Here is a 16,384-nt window from a genome sequence, read left to right as displayed (position 1 = left end):
GGCTGCTGGTCGGCGAGTTCCTTCTCCACGATCCGCGCGGTGATCAGGTCTTCGCCATAGAGCGCGCAGATGCGCCGCACCAGGTTCTCGAGCTCACGCACGTTGCCCGGCCACGCGTGCCGCTTCAGGCGTTCCAGGGCGTTGGCGTCGATGGTCTTGGACGGCAGGCCCTCGCGGTTGGCGCGCAGCAGGAAGGCGCGGGCGAGGTCGGGGATGTCCTCGGCCCGGTCGCGCAGCGGCGGGATGCGCAGCGGGGCCACGTTCAGCCGGAAGAACAGGTCCTCGCGGAACAGCCCCTGCTGGATCAGCGCGCGCAGGTCGCGATTGGTGGCCGCGATGATCCGCATGTTCGGCCGCCGGCCCGTCTTGGGGTTCAGCGTCGGCTCCGAGCCGTCGATCACGCGCAGCAGGCGCGTCTGGGCGTCCAACGGCATGTCGCCGATCTCGTCCAGGAACAGGGTGCCGCCGTCGGCCTCGACCAGCTTGCCGTAGTTGCCCTCTTCCTTGCCGAAGAGCTCGCTCTCCACCCGTTCGCGCGGCGTGGCGGCCAGGTTGATGACCACGAACTTACCGTCCCGCCGCCGGCCCATGTCGTGCAGCGCCCGCGCCACCAGCTCCTTGCCGGTGCCGCTCTCGCCGGTGATCAGCACCGTCAGGTCCGCGCCCACCAGCCGCGCGACCGTTCGGTAGACGTCCTGCATCGGGCCTGAGCGCCCGATCAGCGGCAGGCGGTCGTCACGGACAGCACGGGCCTGGGCCTTGGCGGCCTCGGCGTCCGCCGGTCGCGACAGCGCCCGGCGCGCCGCCGACGTCATGTCGTCTAGGTCGAAGGGCTTCGGCACATATTCGAAGGCGCCCACCTCGGCCGCGTTGACCGCGGTGATCAGGTTGTTCTGGGCGCTCATCACGATGACGGGCAGCTTCGGACGCTGCTTCTTGATGCGCGGCAGCACGTCGAAGACATTCTCGTCGGGCATCACCACGTCGGTGACCACGAGGTCGCCCTCGCCGTCGGTCACCCACTTGAGCAGCGTGGTCGCGTTGCCCGTCGCGCGGACCTGATAGCCCAGCCGCGTGAAGGCCTGGCTCAACACCAGCCGGATCGAGGAGTCGTCGTCGGCGATCAGGATCTTCTTCGAAGCAGCGTTCATGCCGTGACGTCCTCGGAAGCGATCGGAAGCAGCACGCGGAAGACCGTGCGGCCGGGCTCGGATTCGAAATCGATCAGGCCGCCATGGCCGGCGACCAGCTTGGCCACCAGCGCCAGGCCCAGGCCCGCGCCGTTGGCCTTGGAGGTGACGAAGGGCTGGAAGAGGCTCTCGCGGATGTGCTCGGGCACGCCAGGGCCGTTGTCCTGGATGCGCACCTCGATCGGCGCGCCGCGCAGCGCCTGACCCTTGGCCGAGCGCACGCGGACGCCGTGGCGGTAGGCGGTGTGGATGGTCACCTCTCCACGGTCGTCGCCGCGGGCGTGGGCGGCCTCCGAGGCGTTCTTCACCAAGTTCAGGAACACCTGGATCAACTGGTCCTCGTCACCCAGCACGGGCGGCAGCGAGGGGTCATAGAATTCCCTCAGGCCGAGGCCGTCGGCGACGCCGTTGGCGGCGAGCGCCCGGACCCGGTCCAGGATCTGATGGATATTGATCGGCGTCAGCGACGGCAGGGCGTCATCCGAGAACGCCTCCATCCGGTCGACCAGGCGGCGCACGCGGTCGGTCTCGTCGACGATCAGCTGCGCCAGCGGCGCGTCCTCGGCCTTGGCGCCCGACTTCAGGAGCTGGGCCGCGCCGCGGATGCCGGCCAGTGGATTCTTGATCTCGTGCGCCAGCATGCGGCCCAGGCCCACCAGCGAGCGCAGGCCAGCCGCCTCGTGCGCGCCGCGCTCGACGCCCAGACCGTTCTTCACCGTGAGGGTGAGCAGCACCGACCCGTCGCCCAGCGGCGCCGCCGCGCCGTCGGCCTCGAACGGCGGCAGGCCGAACAAGCTGATGTGAACGCCGCGCTCGCGCACCCGGGCGCCCTCGTCGATCGCCCGGTTCAGCAGCGAGACCAGCGCCGAGCCCGGCGGCAGGGCCGCACGGAACCGCCCGCGGGCCAGAAGCCCCAGCCCCTGGCCGAACAGGGTCTCGGCCGCCTCGTTCACCGCCACCAACGCCCCGTCGGCGCTCACCACCAGCGACGGGTCGGGCGACAGCTCGAAGGCCGCCGCCTTCAGGGCGTCCATGTCCGCGCCCTTCTCGCGCAGTCGCGTGGTCCCGGTCATGCCGCGAGCCTGTGGCCGAGACGCGCCCAGAGCGCCGCCAGCCCCTGCTCGACCGACCGGGCGTCCTCCAGGCGGCAGAGGGCGGCGCGAGCCTCTCTCCGGGCCTGCGGATCCGCCGGCTGCGGGGCGTTCTCGATGTAGGCGGCCAGGTGCTTGCGGAAGATCCGCAGACCCAGGCGCTCGCCGTAGAAGTCCAAGCTGTCGCGCAGGTGGGCGACGGCGATGGCCAGCCGCGCCTCCGCGGCAGGCTCCTCGAACGGCCGCCCGTCCAGCTCGGCCTCGATCTGCGCCGCAATCCATGGCTTGCCGTAGACGCCGCGGCCGACCATCACCGCGTCCGCGCCCGACTGCGCGAGGGCCCTCCGGGCGCTCGATCCGTCGACGATGTCGCCGTTGGCGATCACCGGAATCCCCACAGCGTCCTTCACCGGTCGGATCGCCCCCCAGTCGGCCTTGCCCTTGTAGAACTGGCAACGCGTCCGGCCGTGGACCGTGATCGCCTTCACGCCCAGCGCCTCGGCCCGGACGGCCAGATCGGGCGCGTTGCGATTGGCGTCGTCCCAGCCCAGCCGCATCTTGACGGTGATCGGCGTCGCCACAGCTCCGACCGCCGCGGCCATCAATTCGGTCGCCAGCTCGGGCTCGCGCATCAGGGCCGACCCGCCGTGGCCGCCGGTCACTTCCCGCGCCGGGCAGCCGAAGTTGAGGTCGATGATCTCGGCGCCCGCCCGCTCGGCGAGCCGCGCGCCGTCGGCGATTGCGTCGGGATCGCGCCCCACAAGCTGGATGACCGTCAGGGGCAGGCCCGCGCCCACGGCCGCGCGGCGGACCACGTCGGGGCGGCCTTTCGCGAATTCGGCGCACGCGACCATCTCGGTCGACACGTAGGCCGCCCCCAGCTGGCTGGCGGCGCGGCGGAACGGAAGGTCGGACACGCCCGTCATCGGCGCGATCCACACCCGCCCCGGAACTGCGACGCCACCGATGTCGAGCGAACTGCTCATTTTCTAGTCATCCTCAACGCCCTATTTCTAGGCAGAATGTTGCAGCGCCGTAAAGCCCGGAAAGCTGGCGCGAAGCGTCGCGGTTCCGTAAAGCCGACGCATGAGCTTTTCAGCCGTCGTCGTCGCCGCAGGCGAGGGTCTCCGCGCCGGCCCCGGTGAGCCCAAGGCCTGGCGCCAACTGGGCGGCCGCCCCATCGTTCGCTGGTCGGTAGAGGGTTTGCTGGCCGCCGGCGCGCGCGAGGTGGTGGTCGTGGTGGCCCGCGACCGCCTCCCCCACGCCGACGAAGCACTGATCGGGCTCGAGGGCTGGAAGGCCGTCACCGGGGGCAAGACGCGCGCCGAATCGGTCCAGGCGGGCCTGGCCGCCATCACGGCCCACCGGACTCAGCCGGTCCTGATCCACGACGCCGCGCGGCCGTTCGTGTCGAGCGCCCACGTCGCCCGACTGCTGGCGGCGCTGGATCTGGCCGACGGGGCAATCCCCACCCTACCGGTCCCCGACACCCTGAAGCGCGGCGACGGCCTTGTGGACGAGACGGTCTCCCGCGACGGCCTCTGGCGGGCTCAGACGCCCCAGGCGTTCCGGTCGGGCAAGCTGAAGGCCGCCTACCGCCGCTGGCCGGCCGGAGAGGAGCCCACCGACGACGCGTCGGTCGTGGAGCGCGCCGGGGGGCACGTCGCCATGGTCCCGGGCGACCCGATGCTCATGAAGCTGACCTACCCCGAGGACTTCCTCATGGCCGAGCAGCTTGCGGCGGGCCGGCGCATCGTCCGCATGGGCCAGGGCATCGACGCCCACCGGTTCGGCCCCGGCGATGTCGTATGGCTGTGCGGCATCCGCATCCAGCACGACCTGGGCCTGGTGGGCCATTCCGATGCCGACTGCGGGCTGCACGCGCTGACCGACGCCGTTCTGGGGGCGATCGCCGACGGCGATATCGGCGAGCATTTCCCGCCCTCCGATCCGCAGTGGAAGGGCGCTTCGTCCGACCGCTTCCTGACGCACGCCGTCAGCCGCGTGGCGGCCCGAGGCGGCCGGATCCTCAACGCCGACGTCACCCTGATCTGCGAGCGTCCCAAGATCCGTCCGCACCGCGACGCCATGCGCGCGCGCATCGCAGAACTGCTCGGCCTCCCGGCCGACCGGGTCAGCGTGAAGGCCACCACGACCGAGGGCATGGGCTTCACCGGCCGCGAGGAGGGCCTGATGGCCCAGGCCGTCGTCGCGGTCGAGACGCCGCTCTAGCTCAGGGCAGCCAGCTCCACCTGTCCTTCAGCCTCGCGTAGAGCGAGCCTGCGAGGTTCGTATAGTCGTCGGTCCAGGGCCGCGCCTTGAACGGATCGCCGGGCTTCCATGTCCCGCTCGCCAGGTACGGCGCCAGCGCCGCGGCATTGCGGGTGATGATCACCGCGTCCTCGGGCGACTCCCAGGCGCCCTTCGGGTCGTTCTCCGGCGGCCGATAGCTCTGCGCGGCCGCATGACCCCCGGCGGCCCGAGCCACGGCCTGGGCGGGGTTCATGAGATCGAGGTTGCGGTTCGACAGGTGCAGGATCAGCACGCCGTCGGGCTTGAGCTTGGTCAAGTAGCCTCGCACCGCCTCGACCGTAAGCAGGTGCGCCGGCACCGCGTCGGACGAGAAGGCGTCGATCAGGAGGATGTCGAAGCTGTCGGCCGGCTGCTTGGCCACGGTCAGGCGCGCATCGCCCACCGTGTAGTCGACGAGGCTCTTCGCGCAGAGGCTCGTGTAGCTGAAGTTCGTCGGATCACTGGAGATGCGGATCACCAGCGGATCGATCTCGAAGAACGTCAGATGATCGCCTTCCCGCACGTAGGCGGCGACGGATCCGGTTCCCAGACCCACGGCGCCGATGCGGAGGTTCTGCTTCTGCCGCTGGCTTGCGGTGAACACCTGCCCGATCGGCGTGCGCGGCGTGTAGTAGACCAGCGGCGCGCACATCTGCTTCGGATCCTGGGCCTGGGCGCCGTGCAGGGTCGTGCCGTGCGCGAGCATCTTGACCTGGCTATTCATGCTCGGGACGTAGGTCTCGGACTGGCGCAGCACGCCGAAGAAGCTGCGCCAGGTCTTGCGGGTGTCGACCCGGTCGGCCGCCACCTCGGAGGCGTACGACATGACCGCGACGACCGCGAACATGAGAATCGCCCACCGGCGGATCAGAAAGGCCGACAGCACCGAGCAGAGCAGCAGCACCTTCACGCCCATGTCGAAGATCTCGGACTGGTCTAACGCGCCGATGATCGGGTCCTGCGTGAGGCGGCCGCTGGCGAGATATACGGCAATGGGCGTGGCCACGGCGGCCAGGACGCCCAGGGTCAGCATCGTCCAGACCCAGATTGGGATCTTGTGCAGGTCGCCCCACGGCCGCGCCAGGCAGGCGAGCGCCAGGACCAACGGGTACTCCCAGACGTTGTCGAAGATCACCGGCGCCAGGAAGGCGTTGAAGGCGCCGCCGACCACACCGCCCAGCGACAGACACAGGTAGAACACAGTCAGGTGCGCGGGATCGGGCCGGTGGGCCACCAGCCGCTGGTGGCACATCAGCGCCGTCAGGAAGAACGCCAGGAGCTGAATGGCGAACTGCACCGTGAACTCGGTCGAGCGGAACGGCAGCATGGCCGCACAGGCTGCCAGCGCCGCGCCCTGCAGGGTGAGCGTCAGCTCCAGTGAGATGACCGGCTTCTCCTGGAACGCGATGATGAAGGTGGTCAGGTACAGCGCGAGCGGCAGCACCCACAGGAACGGCGCCGAGGCCACGTCGGTCGTGATGTAGGTGGTCACACCCAGCATCAGGCTGGACGGGATCGCCGCCAGCGCCACCCAGGCGATCCGGTCGCGCCAGCTGGGCGCCGGCGTCGTGGCGACGGCGCGCTCCACGCTCGCCGCCCGGACCCGCGACACCGCCACCGCCAGCGCGCCGATGATCAGCACGAAGGCCACGTAGCCGCTGCTCCAGCCGTAGCGCTGGCCGACCAGCGAGGTCAGCGGCTCCATCACCAGCGGGTAGGCCAGAAGCGCGATGAGGCTTCCCAGGTTGCTGGCGGCGTAGAGCGCATACGGCTCCTTGCCCTCGGCCGCCCCGATGGTGCGCGCGTGCCAGGCCTGCACGAGCGGCGCGGTGGCCGACAGGATCGCGAACGGCGCCCCGATGGAGAGCGTCAGCACCGCCAGCAGCCAGAGGTTCGGATGGTCGGTCGACGGCGGGCCGGCCAGACCGTTCACGCGCAGGGGCAGGGCCGCCGCCGCCACGATCAAGGCGGCGACGTGTGTCATCGCCTGCGCGCGCACCGAAGGCAGCCGCTGCAGCAGGTGGGCGTAGAAGTAGCCGGCCAGCAGCGCGATCTGGAAGAACGCCATCGACGTGTTCCAGACCGACGGGCTGCCGCCCAGCAGCGGCAGCACCAGCTTGGCCACCATGGGCTGCACGAGGAACACCAGGGCGGCGCTGGTGAAGACCGTCAGCACGAACAGAGCGGGCGGAGCCCGCCGGTCGGCGGCCTCGGCAGCAAGCGTGGTCATGGAGCTCGAATCGCCTTGATCGGAGGGGACGTGCGGTGCTCAGTGCGTGACCGTGAGTAGAGGGACGTTCGGGCCTATGTTCAACCTGGAGATCGTGACGCTTGCCCGCCTCCTCATCGACGAGGCGCGGGAGCGGTCCCTGCGGATCGTCACCGCCGAGAGCTGCACCGGCGGGCTCGTGGCTGGCGCGATCTGCTCGATCCCGGGCTCGTCCGACGTGTTCGAGCGGGGTTTCGTCACCTACTCCAACCGCGCCAAACAGGAGCTCCTGGGCGTGCCGGGCGACCTGATCGCCGACCTGGGCGCCGTGTCCGAGCCGGTGGCGCGGATGATGGCCGAGGGCGCGCTCGAGGCCTCCAACGCCCACCTCGCCGTCGCGATCACGGGTGTCGCGGGCCCCGGCGGCGGCACGCCGCTGAAGCCGGTCGGGACGGTCCACATCGCCACCGCCCGCTCGAACCAGCGCCTGATGCACGAAGAGCTCTTCTTCGAGGAGGACACCCGCGTGGGCGTCCAACTCGCGGCCGTGCAGGCCGCCCTGCAGATGTTGCGGGACCGGCTCACCTGAGCGAGGCCCCTCACCTCCTCCGCGCCCTGCGCCGCCGGGACCTGACTGGCATCGTGCTCAACGCCATGATCGGGGCCGGCATGCTGGCCGCGCCGGCCAAGGTGTACGCGCTGGCCGGCGGCTGGAGCTTCGTTGTGCTGGCCGCCGCCGCGCTGGCGCTGACGCCGCTGATCCTCTGCTTCGCCGACCTCTCCAGCCGCTTCTCGGGCACCGGGGGACCCTACCTCTACGCCCGCGCCGGGCTGCCCGCCCTGCCCGCCTTCGCCGTGGGCTGGCTGATGTGGTTCAGCCAGGCGATGTCGGTCGCGACGCTGTCGTCGCTGTTCGTGACCTACCTGGCGGGCTTCGTTCCAGCGCTGGAGGCCGGTCTGCCGCGCTACCTTACGATCGGCGCCTTGGGAGCCGTGCTGACCGGCATCGTCCTCGTCGGCATCCGCCAGTCGGCACGCGCCAGCAACCTGCTGATCGTCCTGAAAATCGGTTTCGTCATCGCCTTCGCCGCGGCGGGGATCTGGTTCGTCCAGGCCGACCGCCTCACCATCGCGACCGCGCTGCCGGACACGATCACCTTCGCCCAGGCGATGCTGATCTACCTCTTCGCCTACTCCGGCTTCGAGCGGGCCTCGGTCGTAGCGGGCGAGGCGCGCGACCCGCAGCGCGACGTGCCAGCCGCCCTGATCGGCGGGGTCGCCGCCGTCACCTTCGCCTACGCCGCGGTGCTGCTGGTCTGCATGGGCGTCCTCGACCAGCCGGCCGCCAACGACCGCCCGCTGGCCGAGGTGGGCCGCCAGCTTTTCGGCTCGGCCGGCGCCGTGGCCGTCTCCGCGGGAGCCCTCGCGGTGATCGTCGGCACCATCCTGGTCATCACCATCTCGATGCCCCGCATGCTGCTGGCGCTCGCGGAACAAGATCAACTCCCGCAATGGCTGGCCCAGGTGCATTCGCGCTGGCGCACGCCGCACATCGCGATCGTCATCTCGAGCGTGCTGGCGTTCGGGTTCGCCATGGCCAGCGACCTCCTGACTTCGCTCACCATCGCCACGGCCGCCCGGCTGACGGGCTACATCCTCTGCTGCATCTCGCTCTGGAGCCTCTCGCGCCGCGCCGACGCGCCCGCGCCGAAGTTCGCGCTCCCCCTGCGCGGTCCGATCGCCCTCTTCACCGCGGCGCTGTTCACCGGCGTTCTGGTGCTGGGCGCGATGAAGGAGCTGCCGGCTCTGGCGATCGTCCTCGCCGCCGGCCTCGTCCTCTGGGCGCTTACCCGTAGAGCGCTTTCGCGCGATCTTCGAAGCAGCCCATGAGGCGGTCGACGGCGTGATGGAAATTGGCCCTGAGCAGGCCCTCCAGAAGGCGCGACTTGAACTGGAAATCGATGTCGAACTCGATCCGCGTCCCCGCCGGGTCGTCCAGGAACCGCCAGCGGTTGGTCAGCTTGCGGAAAGGGCCCGACAGCAGGTTGACGTCGATCTGCTTCGCGCCCGCATCGCGGTGGACCCGCGTTGCGAACCGCTCCTTCAGGAACGAGAAGCCGACGCCAGCCTCGGCGTCCAGGCTCTCCACGCCCTCGCCCAGCGTCCGCGGGTTCCAGGTTCGCATCGACGTGATCCACGGCACGAACTCGGGATAGCGGTTCACGTCGCCCACCAGCCTGAACAGCTGATCCGGCGTGTAGGGCAGCACGCGCGAGACGTGGTGATGCAATTTAGGCGGCCGCTTCCTTGGCCCGCCGCGCTTCCTGCAGCCGGGCGAAGTCCTCGTCGGCATGGTGCGACGAGCGGGTCAGCGGGCTGGCCGAGACCACCAGGAAGCCCTTGGCCCGGGCGATCTCCTCGTAGGCCTTGAACTCGTCCGGATGGACGAAGCGGTCGATGGGCGCGTGCTTGCGAGTGGGCTGCAGGTACTGGCCGATGGTGATGAAGTCGACGCCGGCCGAGCGCATGTCGTCCATCACCTGCATCACCTCTTCCTTGGCCTCGCCGAGGCCAACCATGATGCCGGACTTGGTGAACTGCTGCGGATCGCGCTCCTTCACCCGCTCCAGCAGGCGCAGGGAGTTGTAGTAGCGCGCGCCCGGCCGGATCGAGAGGTAGAGCCGCGGCACCGTCTCGAGGTTGTGGTTGAAGACGTCGGGCCTGGCGTCAATCACTTCGAGCACCGCGGCCAACGGCTTGCGCAGGAAGTCCGGGGTCAGGATCTCCACCGTCGTGCCGGGCGACGCGACCCGGATCGCGCGCACCACGGCCGCGAAGTGCGCCGCCCCGCCGTCCGCCAGGTCGTCGCGGTCCACCGAGGTGATGACCACGTGCTTGAGGCCCATCTTGGCCACGGCGTCGGCGACGCGCGCCGGTTCGGTCGGGTCGAGCGCGTTCGGCTTGCCGGTCGCCACGTTGCAGAAGGAGCAGGCCCGCGTGCAGATCTCGCCCATGATCATCATGGTGGCGTGGCTCTTCGACCAGCACTCGCCGATGTTCGGGCAGGCGGCCTCCTCGCACACCGTGACAAGGCCGTGGCCCTTCACGATCTCGCGTGTGGCGTTGTAGCCGGGCGAGCCGGGCGCGCGCACGCGCAGCCACTCGGGCTTGCGCAGGATCGGCGTGTCCGGCCGGTTCTGCTTCTCGGGGTGCCGCGGGCGCTGGTTCAGGGTGTCGATGACGACGGCCATGGCCCCTAGATCGTCCGTCCGGGCCGCGGGATCAAGCCGCCGCTGTGACGCGCCCGTACGGTCAAGCTTCGCTCACCGCCGGTTACCGATCTTTTCAGCGCCGACTCCGAGGGCTAGGGTCCCGCCAACGAAAATAACGGGAGGCGCCGCTCTTGCGTGCGTTCGACAGCGCCAAGGCGCAGTCCACGGTCTTCGATGCGCTCATCGCAGCGTCACGGAAATACGGACTCAAGAAGCCGATCCTGGAGGACCAGGAGCGCAATCCCCTCTCCTATCTGGACCTGATCCGGGCCTCGTTCGCGCTCGGCAAGAAGATCGCCGCCTTCACGCGGAAGGGCGAGCGCGTGGGCGTCATGCTGCCGTCCAGTTCGGGCGGGGTGGTGACCTTCTTTGCGCTGCATGCCTTCGGCCGCATCCCCACGATGCTGAACTTCACGGCCGGCATCCGGAACCTGAAGGCGGCCTGCGACCTAGCTGGCGTGAAGACGGTGCTCACGTCCCACCGCTTCGTCGAACAGGGCAAGCTGCACGACCTGATCGACGCGCTCGAGACACGGACGAACGTGGTCTACCTCGAGGACGTCCGGAAGACGGTGGGCCTGTCTGACCGTCTGTTCGCCGCGGCCGCCGGCGCGCTGCCCCGGCAGTTCCGCACTCCGCTCAGCCCCTCGGACCCGGGCGTGATCCTTTTCACCTCGGGCAGTTTCGGCGCGCCGCGCGGCGTGGTGCTCAGCCACTCGAACCTGGTGGCCAACGCCCGCCAGGTGGCCCAGCACATCCCGCTCGACCCGAGTTGGGTGTTCTTCAACCCGCTGCCGATCTTCCACTGCTTCGGCCTGACCGGCGGCGCGCTGCTGCCGATCTTCGAGGGGATGAAGGCGTTCCAGTATCCGTCACCGCTGCACATCAAGCAGATCCCGGCGCTGGTGAAGGACACCAAGGCGAACGTCCTCTTCGCCACCGACACCTTCATCAACCAGTACGCCCGCTCGGCCGAGCCCGACGAACTGTCCGGCCTGACGTTCGTGGTCTGCGGGGCCGAGAAGGTGCGGGAAGAGACCCACAACCTGATCGCCCAGAAGTTTGGGCCGATCCCGCTGCTGGAAGGCTACGGCGCTACCGAGGCCTCGCCGGTGATCGCGGTGAACACGCCCACCGACAACCGCCGCGGCACGGTCGGCGGCCTGCTGCCGGGCATTGAGGTGCGGCTGGAGGCAGTCGAAGGCATCCCGGGCGGCGGCAAGCTGCTGGTGCGTGGGCCCAACATCATGGCCGGCTACCTGAAGCCCGACGGCGGGATCGAACCGCCCGCGGGCGGCTGGCATGACACCGGCGACGTGGTGTCCCTCTCGGACGACAATTGGATCAAGATCCTGGGCCGCGTGAAGCGCTTCGCGAAGGTGGGCGGCGAGATGGTTTCGCTGACAGCCGCCGAAGACCTGGCGGCGGCCGTCTGGCCCGACTGCCGCCACGCCGTGGTCGCCCTGCCCGATCCGAAGAAGGGCGAGCGCCTGATCCTCGTCACCGACCGCCGCGACGCCGAGCCGGGCGCCCTGGTGGCCCACGCCCAGCGGATCGGCGCGCCCGAGCTGGCCGTGCCGCGCAAGATCATCCGGGTGCCCGAGATCCCGGTGCTGGGTACGGGCAAGACCGACTACGTGGCCCTGCAGCGTATCGTTGACACAGAGCTCACGAAGGCAGCCTGACCAAAAAAGGAGACGGCGATGCTGGCGACCTGGTCCCCGCGCGTGCTGAGCGTGCTGCGCATCATCACCGCCCTGCTCTTCATGGAGCACGGCTTGATGAAGCTGTTCGACTTCCCCGCGCCACAGCCGGGCGTCCCGGATCCGCTGCCGATGCTTCTCGTCGCGGCGGCCTGGATCGAGGTCGTGGGCGGCGGCCTGATCGCGCTCGGTCTCTTCACGCGCGCCGCGGCCTTCCTCTGCTCGGGCCAGATGGCGGTCGCCTACTTCATGGCCCATGCGCCGCAGCACTGGGCCCCGGCGCTGAATATGGGCGAGGCGGCGGTGCTCTACAGCTTCGTGTTCTTCTACCTGGTCTTCGCCGGTCCCGGCCCGTGGAGCCTCGACTCGGTGGTGCGGAAGCGGACCTAAGACAGATGTGGCGGACCCGGCCGCCCACCCTTCTGCTCTTTGCGCTCTTCGTGGGCCTGGGCCCGCTCGTGGGCGCGTTGGCCGCCTACCTGCAGATGCCGGCCGAGGCCAGGACCGGAACCGACGACCCGCGCGAGGTGGCGAGCATCATGCTGTGGGGCGCCTACGTCGTAGGGCTCGCGCCGGCGCTGGCCACCGGCATCGCCGCCACTCTGGCCTGGCTGACGCGGCGAGGCCCTGTGGCCTACGTCTTAATCTGCTGCATCGTCGGCGCGACCTCGGCGGCGGCCATGGTCGTACCGCTCGTCGCCCTCGGCACGCTTGAATCGACCGGCGAAATCCGCGGCCTTACGATCTACATGGCGACCTGCGGCGCGGTTGCGGCGCTGCCGCCCGCACTCGCCACCCTGCCGCGCAGGCTCGCGCTGCAGGTCTAGATGTGCAGCACCTTGCCGTAGGCGTCCAAGGACGCCTCGTGCATCGCCTCGCTCATTGTCGGGTGCGGGAAGACCGTCGCGTGCAGCTCGGCCTCGGTCGCCTCCAGGGTCATCGCCAGCGCGAAGCCCTGGATCATCTCGGTGACCTCGTGGCCGATCATGTGGGCGCCGATCAGCGCGCCGGTCTTGCCGTCGAAGACCGTCTTCACGAAGCCGTCGGTGTCGCTCGCCGCGATCGCCTTGCCGTTCACGCGGAACGGGAAACGGCCCACCTTCGGCTCCAGCCCCTGTTCCTTGGCCTGCGCCTCGGTCAGGCCCACCGAGGCCACCTGCGGGGTCGTGTAGGTGCAGCCCGGGATCGGAGAACTGAGGTTCGTGGGCTTCAGGCCGGCGATGTGCTCGACGCAGTGCACGCCCTCGTGGCTGGCCTTGTGCGCGAGCCAGGGCGGCCCCGCCACGTCGCCGATGGCGTAGAGGCCCGGCACGCCGGTGCCGCCGTGGCTATCGGTGACGATGTGCGTGCGGTCGATCTTCACGCCCAGGGCCTCCAGGCCCATGTCCTCGACGTTGCCGACGATGCCGACCGCCACGATGGCGACGTCGGCCTCCAGGGTCTCTGCCTTGCCGCCGGCCTCGATCTCGACGGCGACGCCAGTCTTGGTCTTGGTCAGCTTCTTCACATTGGCCGGCACGCGGAACTTGATGCCCCGCTTCTCGAAGCTCTTGTGCGCGGCCTTGGAGACCTCTTCGTCCTCGACCGGCAGGATGCGCGGCAGCATCTCGACGACCGTAACTTCCGCGCCCAAGGCCCGGTAGAAACTGGCGAATTCCATGCCGATCGCGCCCGATCCAATCACTACCAGCGACTTCGGCGCCGTCTTCGGGACCAGCGCGTCGCGGTACGTCCAGACGCGTTCGCCGTCCGCTTCCAGCCCGATGGCGGGGATTTCCCGCGCCCGCGCGCCCGTGGCGATGATCACGTGCTTGGCCGTCAGCTTGCGCGAGCCCACCACGACGGTCGGCGCCGAGCCGCCCTTCTCCAGCTTGGCGAAGCCCTCGACCACCTCGATCTTGTGCTTCTTCATCAGGAAGGTGACGCCCGAGTTCAGCTGCGCCGCTACCTTGCGCGAGCGTTGCACCACGGCGGCAAAGTCGAAGCCGCGCTTCTCCACTGACAGGCCATAGTCCTTCAGATGGTCGAGCTGCTCGTAGACCTCGGCCGACTTCAGCAGCGCCTTGGTGGGGATGCAGCCCCAGTTCAAGCAGATGCCGCCCAGCTCGGACCGCTCCACGATGGCCGTCTTGAATCCCAGCTGCGTCGCCCGGATCGCGGTGACGTAGCCGCCCGGACCCGAACCGATCACGATGACGTCGAAGGCGTCGGCCATCAGAGCAACCTCGAAATCGCGCCCTCGAGCGCCTTGGGTTCAACGGTAGGAGCGAAGCGGCCGATGACACGGCCCGTCCGGTCGACCAGGAACTTCGTGAAGTTCCACTTGATCCCCTCGGTGCCGAGCACGCCCTTCTTGGCCGCCTTCAGATAGGCGTAGAGCGGATGGGCCTTCGGGCCGTTCACGTCGATCTTCCGCATCATCGGGAAGTCCACGTCGTAGGTCAGCGAGCAGAAGGTCTTGATCTCGTCCGCGTCGCCCGGCTCCTGCGCGCCGAACTGGTTGCAGGGGAAGCCCAGGACGACGAAACCGCGGTCGCGGTGCTTGCGGTAGAGTTCTTCCAGCCCGGCGTACTGGCGCGTGAACCCACACTGGCTGGCGGTGTTGACGATCAGCACCACCTTGTCGCGGTAGTCGCTGAGCGGAACCGGCGCGCCGTCGATGGTCTCGGCCGTGAAGTCGTAGATGCTGCTCATCGCCCCCGCTCCGCTCAGACGATCATCCGCAGCGGCTCTTCCAGCATCTCCTTGAAGGCCGCCAGGAAGCGGGCGCCGACGGCGCCGTCCACCACGCGGTGGTCGCAGGTCATCGTGACGCTCATGACGTTTGCGACGACGATCTGATCGCCCTTCACCACGGCCCGCTTCTCGCCCGCACCGACCGACAGGATCGCGCCCTGCGGCTCGTTGATGATCGAGGCGAAGGTCTTGATGCCAAACATGCCGAGGTTGGAGACGCTGAAGGTGCCGCCCTGGAACTCGTCGGGCTTCAGCTTCTTGTCCCGGGCGCGGGCCGCCAGGTCCTTGGCCTCGGTGGCGATCTGCGCCAGGCCCTTGGTCTCGGCCTTGCGGATGATCGGCGTAATCAGGCCGCCGGGGATCGCCACCGCCATGGCGATGTCCGCATGGTGGTGCATCGCGATGCCCTCGGGCGAGTACGACGCATTCGCCTCGGGCACCTTCATCAGCGCGGTGGCCGCCGCCTTCATGACGATGTCGTTGACGCTGACCTTCACACCCGACTTCTCGAGCAGGCCGTTGATCTTGGTTCGCGCCGCCAGGAGCTCGTCGATCTCGATGTCGATGGTGAGCGGGAAGTGCGGCACGTCGCGGAAGCTGTCGGTCATCCGCCGCGCCACCGTCTTGCGCATGCCGTCCAGCGGAATGAGGTCGTAGCTGCCGGGCGCGATGCCCATCTGCTCGAGCGTCTTGTGCTCGCGCGGCGCGGCTGCGGGCACAGCTGACGGAGCCGCAGCTGGCGCCGCAGCCGGAGCGGGTTTGGCGGCGCCCGGCTGGGCCTTGTCGACGTCGGCCTTCACGATCCGGCCGTGCGGACCGCTGCCGGCCACCGCCGAGAGGTCGACGCCCTTCTGCTCGGCCAGCCGGCGGGCCAGCGGCGAGGCGAAGATCCGCCCGCCGTCGGCGGCCTTGGCCGGAGCTGGCGCGGGGGCCGTCGCCGGAGCCGCCGCAGGCTTGGGCGCTTCCGCCTTCGCGGGTTCGGGCGCCTTGGCGGGCTCAGGCGCCTTGGCCGGGGCCGCCTCCGCCTTGGGTGCGGGAGCCGGCGCGGCGTCGCCCTCTCCGGCCAGCCGGGCGATCGGCGTGTTGACCTTCACGCCTTCGGTCCCTTCGGCGATGAGGATGTCCTCGACCACGCCCTCGTCGACGGCTTCCACCTCCATGGTGGCCTTGTCGGTCTCGATCTCGGCGATCACGTCGCCGGACTTCACCGTATCGCCCTTCTTCACGTGCCACTTGGCGAGGGTTCCCTCCTCCATGGTGGGCGACAGGGCGGGCATCAGGACGTCGATCGGCATGTCGTCTCCGGGCTCTCAGGCGCTCGGTTGAAGTTCGGTGATGTCGGCGGGAGACCAGCGGGCCTTGCGGCGCTGGGCGCGCACCTCGGGCGTCTCGTCCTCGTAGTCCATCGGCTGGGGCTCGCGGCCGTCGAACCCGGGCAGGTCGACGCCGCGCACGTTCAGGATCGCGTAGCGGGCGCCGTCGATCTCGGTCTCGGCGCCGACGTAGCAGCCGCAGGCCGCACAGATCAGGTAGTCCGACCGGCGTTGGCCAAAGCGGTAGTGGATCAGTTGCGACCCGGCGAAGGTGATCGTCGCGTCGGGGTGGCTGGTCGACAGCGCCCCGTGACGGCGGCAGAAGCCGCACTGGCAGGCGCGCAGGGGCAGTTCGGCCGCCTCCACGCCCTCGATCTCGACGCGCACCGCCCCGCAGTGGCATTGGCCGTGCAGCCGCCTCATGCGTGCTCCTTCGAGAGGTGCGACAGGCTTGCGCCGTTCGCCTCCCAGTTCTGGCCGTCGAAGGCCTCGATCACCAGCTCCAGCCCCTCGACCGTGTCGAGGCAGCGCGCGTTCACGCTCCAGCCGTCGGGGTTGGACCGCGGCCGGTAGAAGCT

Annotated in this window: 16 protein-coding genes; 6 read left to right on the top strand and 10 right to left on the bottom strand. The window is 69.6% G+C overall.

The window, feature by feature from the left end; all coding sequences use genetic code 11:
* From VGD44_RS26090 to dusB, 3 genes are all read right to left on the bottom strand, one after another.
* A partial coding sequence (locus tag VGD44_RS26090; protein ID WP_331091657.1) for a sigma 54-interacting transcriptional regulator occupies positions 1 to 1,151 on the bottom strand: 1,151 nt, incomplete at its 3' end.
* Entirely contained in the window at positions 1,148 to 2,263 is a 1,116-nt protein-coding gene (locus VGD44_RS26085; RefSeq protein WP_414694732.1) for a two-component system sensor histidine kinase NtrB, read from the bottom strand. The genes VGD44_RS26085 and VGD44_RS26090, both read right to left, overlap by 4 nt.
* The gene (dusB, locus tag VGD44_RS26080; RefSeq protein WP_331091655.1) at positions 2,260 to 3,267 is read right to left on the bottom strand and encodes a tRNA dihydrouridine synthase DusB; all 1,008 of its coding nucleotides are present in this window, start codon (positions 3,265 to 3,267) and stop codon (positions 2,260 to 2,262) included. The genes VGD44_RS26085 and dusB overlap by 4 nt, the downstream gene beginning before the upstream one ends.
* A gap of 100 nt (positions 3,268 to 3,367) precedes the next feature.
* Between dusB and VGD44_RS26075 the strand changes: the two genes are divergently transcribed.
* Positions 3,368 to 4,513 carry a bifunctional 2-C-methyl-D-erythritol 4-phosphate cytidylyltransferase/2-C-methyl-D-erythritol 2,4-cyclodiphosphate synthase gene (locus VGD44_RS26075; protein WP_331091653.1) on the top strand — a complete coding sequence of 382 codons (1,146 nt, stop codon included), beginning with the start codon at positions 3,368 to 3,370 and terminating at the stop codon, positions 4,511 to 4,513.
* Between the two features lies 1 nt (position 4,514).
* On the opposite strand, the gene VGD44_RS26070 is transcribed toward VGD44_RS26075, so the two are convergent.
* Positions 4,515 to 6,803 carry a fused MFS/spermidine synthase gene (locus VGD44_RS26070; RefSeq protein WP_331091651.1) on the bottom strand — a complete coding sequence of 763 codons (2,289 nt, stop codon included), beginning with the start codon at positions 6,801 to 6,803 and terminating at the stop codon, positions 4,515 to 4,517.
* A 76-nt stretch (positions 6,804 to 6,879) separates the two neighbouring features.
* Here VGD44_RS26070 and VGD44_RS26065 point away from each other — a divergent pair, with 76 nt between their 5' ends.
* Together VGD44_RS26065 and VGD44_RS26060 are read left to right on the top strand one after the other, a co-directional pair.
* Positions 6,880 to 7,371 (top strand): CinA family protein, encoded by a 492-nt coding sequence (locus VGD44_RS26065; protein ID WP_331091649.1) that lies wholly within the window; start codon positions 6,880 to 6,882, stop codon positions 7,369 to 7,371.
* Complete coding sequence (locus tag VGD44_RS26060; protein ID WP_331091659.1) at positions 7,368 to 8,672, top strand: APC family permease; 1,305 nt, start codon at positions 7,368 to 7,370, stop codon at positions 8,670 to 8,672. Before VGD44_RS26065 ends, VGD44_RS26060 begins: the two co-directional genes overlap by 4 nt.
* Here VGD44_RS26060 and VGD44_RS26055 read toward each other — a convergent pair.
* Both VGD44_RS26055 and lipA read right to left on the bottom strand, forming a co-directional pair.
* Positions 8,629 to 9,072: a type II toxin-antitoxin system RatA family toxin gene (locus VGD44_RS26055; RefSeq protein ID WP_331091647.1), complete on the bottom strand. Its 444-nt coding sequence runs from the start codon at positions 9,070 to 9,072 to the stop codon at positions 8,629 to 8,631. The genes VGD44_RS26060 and VGD44_RS26055 overlap by 44 nt on opposite strands.
* Position 9,073: 1 nt before the next feature.
* Positions 9,074 to 10,033, bottom strand: coding sequence for a lipoyl synthase (gene lipA / locus VGD44_RS26050; protein WP_331091645.1), 960 nt, complete (start codon positions 10,031 to 10,033; stop codon positions 9,074 to 9,076).
* Between the two features lie 152 nt (positions 10,034 to 10,185).
* Here lipA and VGD44_RS26045 point away from each other — a divergent pair, with 152 nt between their 5' ends.
* From VGD44_RS26045 to VGD44_RS26035, 3 genes are read left to right on the top strand one after another with little or no spacing between them, the layout of a single operon-like run.
* A complete protein-coding gene (locus VGD44_RS26045) occupies positions 10,186 to 11,739 on the top strand; it encodes an AMP-binding protein (RefSeq protein ID WP_331091643.1) in 1,554 nt (517 codons plus the stop codon).
* Positions 11,740 to 11,757: 18 nt separating this feature from the next.
* Positions 11,758 to 12,147, top strand: a complete 390-nt coding sequence (locus VGD44_RS26040) for a DoxX family protein (protein WP_331091642.1) — start codon at positions 11,758 to 11,760, stop codon at positions 12,145 to 12,147.
* A gap of 5 nt (positions 12,148 to 12,152) precedes the next feature.
* Complete coding sequence (locus VGD44_RS26035; protein ID WP_331091640.1) at positions 12,153 to 12,584, top strand: hypothetical protein; 432 nt, start codon at positions 12,153 to 12,155, stop codon at positions 12,582 to 12,584.
* Here the strand turns inward: VGD44_RS26035 and lpdA are convergent.
* Genes lpdA through VGD44_RS26015 form a run of 4 tightly spaced genes read right to left on the bottom strand, consistent with a single transcriptional unit; the run spans position 12,581 to position 16,229 of the window.
* A complete protein-coding gene (gene lpdA / locus VGD44_RS26030; protein WP_331091638.1) occupies positions 12,581 to 13,972 on the bottom strand; it encodes a dihydrolipoyl dehydrogenase in 1,392 nt (463 codons plus the stop codon). The genes VGD44_RS26035 and lpdA overlap by 4 nt on opposite strands.
* A complete protein-coding gene (locus VGD44_RS26025; RefSeq protein WP_331091636.1) occupies positions 13,972 to 14,451 on the bottom strand; it encodes a glutathione peroxidase in 480 nt (159 codons plus the stop codon). Before VGD44_RS26025 ends, lpdA begins: the two co-directional genes overlap by 1 nt.
* Before the next feature lie 14 nt (positions 14,452 to 14,465).
* Positions 14,466 to 15,788 (bottom strand): pyruvate dehydrogenase complex dihydrolipoamide acetyltransferase, encoded by a 1,323-nt coding sequence (locus VGD44_RS26020; RefSeq protein ID WP_331091634.1) that lies wholly within the window; start codon positions 15,786 to 15,788, stop codon positions 14,466 to 14,468.
* A gap of 15 nt (positions 15,789 to 15,803) precedes the next feature.
* Entirely contained in the window at positions 15,804 to 16,229 is a 426-nt protein-coding gene (locus VGD44_RS26015) for an aldehyde-activating protein (protein ID WP_331091632.1), read from the bottom strand.
* Positions 16,230 to 16,384: the final 155 nt, after the last annotated feature.

The sequence above is a fragment of the Phenylobacterium sp. genome (assembly GCF_036402295.1).
Taxonomy (GTDB): domain Bacteria; phylum Pseudomonadota; class Alphaproteobacteria; order Caulobacterales; family Caulobacteraceae; genus Phenylobacterium.
Note: the sequence above shows the minus strand (reverse complement) of the source record. Positions and strands in the feature narration are given on the sequence as shown.

Bases quoted from the DNA above. Each gene is read 5' to 3' on its own strand.
- VGD44_RS26085 (WP_414694732.1), bottom strand. From the start codon at position 2,263: ATGACCGGGACCACGCGACTGCGCGAGAAGGGCGCGGACATGGACGCC.
- dusB (WP_331091655.1), bottom strand. From the start codon at position 3,267: ATGAGCAGTTCGCTCGACATCGGTGGCGTCGCAGTTCCGGGGCGGGTG.
- VGD44_RS26075 (WP_331091653.1), top strand. From the start codon at position 3,368: ATGAGCTTTTCAGCCGTCGTCGTCGCCGCAGGCGAGGGTCTCCGCGCC.
- VGD44_RS26070 (WP_331091651.1), bottom strand. From the start codon at position 6,803: ATGACCACGCTTGCTGCCGAGGCCGCCGACCGGCGGGCTCCGCCCGCT.
- VGD44_RS26065 (WP_331091649.1), top strand. From the start codon at position 6,880: ATGTTCAACCTGGAGATCGTGACGCTTGCCCGCCTCCTCATCGACGAG.
- lipA (WP_331091645.1), bottom strand. From the start codon at position 10,033: ATGGCCGTCGTCATCGACACCCTGAACCAGCGCCCGCGGCACCCCGAG.
- VGD44_RS26040 (WP_331091642.1), top strand. From the start codon at position 11,758: ATGCTGGCGACCTGGTCCCCGCGCGTGCTGAGCGTGCTGCGCATCATC.
- VGD44_RS26035 (WP_331091640.1), top strand. From the start codon at position 12,153: ATGTGGCGGACCCGGCCGCCCACCCTTCTGCTCTTTGCGCTCTTCGTG.
- lpdA (WP_331091638.1), bottom strand. From the start codon at position 13,972: ATGGCCGACGCCTTCGACGTCATCGTGATCGGTTCGGGTCCGGGCGGC.
- VGD44_RS26025 (WP_331091636.1), bottom strand. From the start codon at position 14,451: ATGAGCAGCATCTACGACTTCACGGCCGAGACCATCGACGGCGCGCCG.
- VGD44_RS26020 (WP_331091634.1), bottom strand. From the start codon at position 15,788: ATGCCGATCGACGTCCTGATGCCCGCCCTGTCGCCCACCATGGAGGAG.
- VGD44_RS26015 (WP_331091632.1), bottom strand. From the start codon at position 16,229: ATGAGGCGGCTGCACGGCCAATGCCACTGCGGGGCGGTGCGCGTCGAG.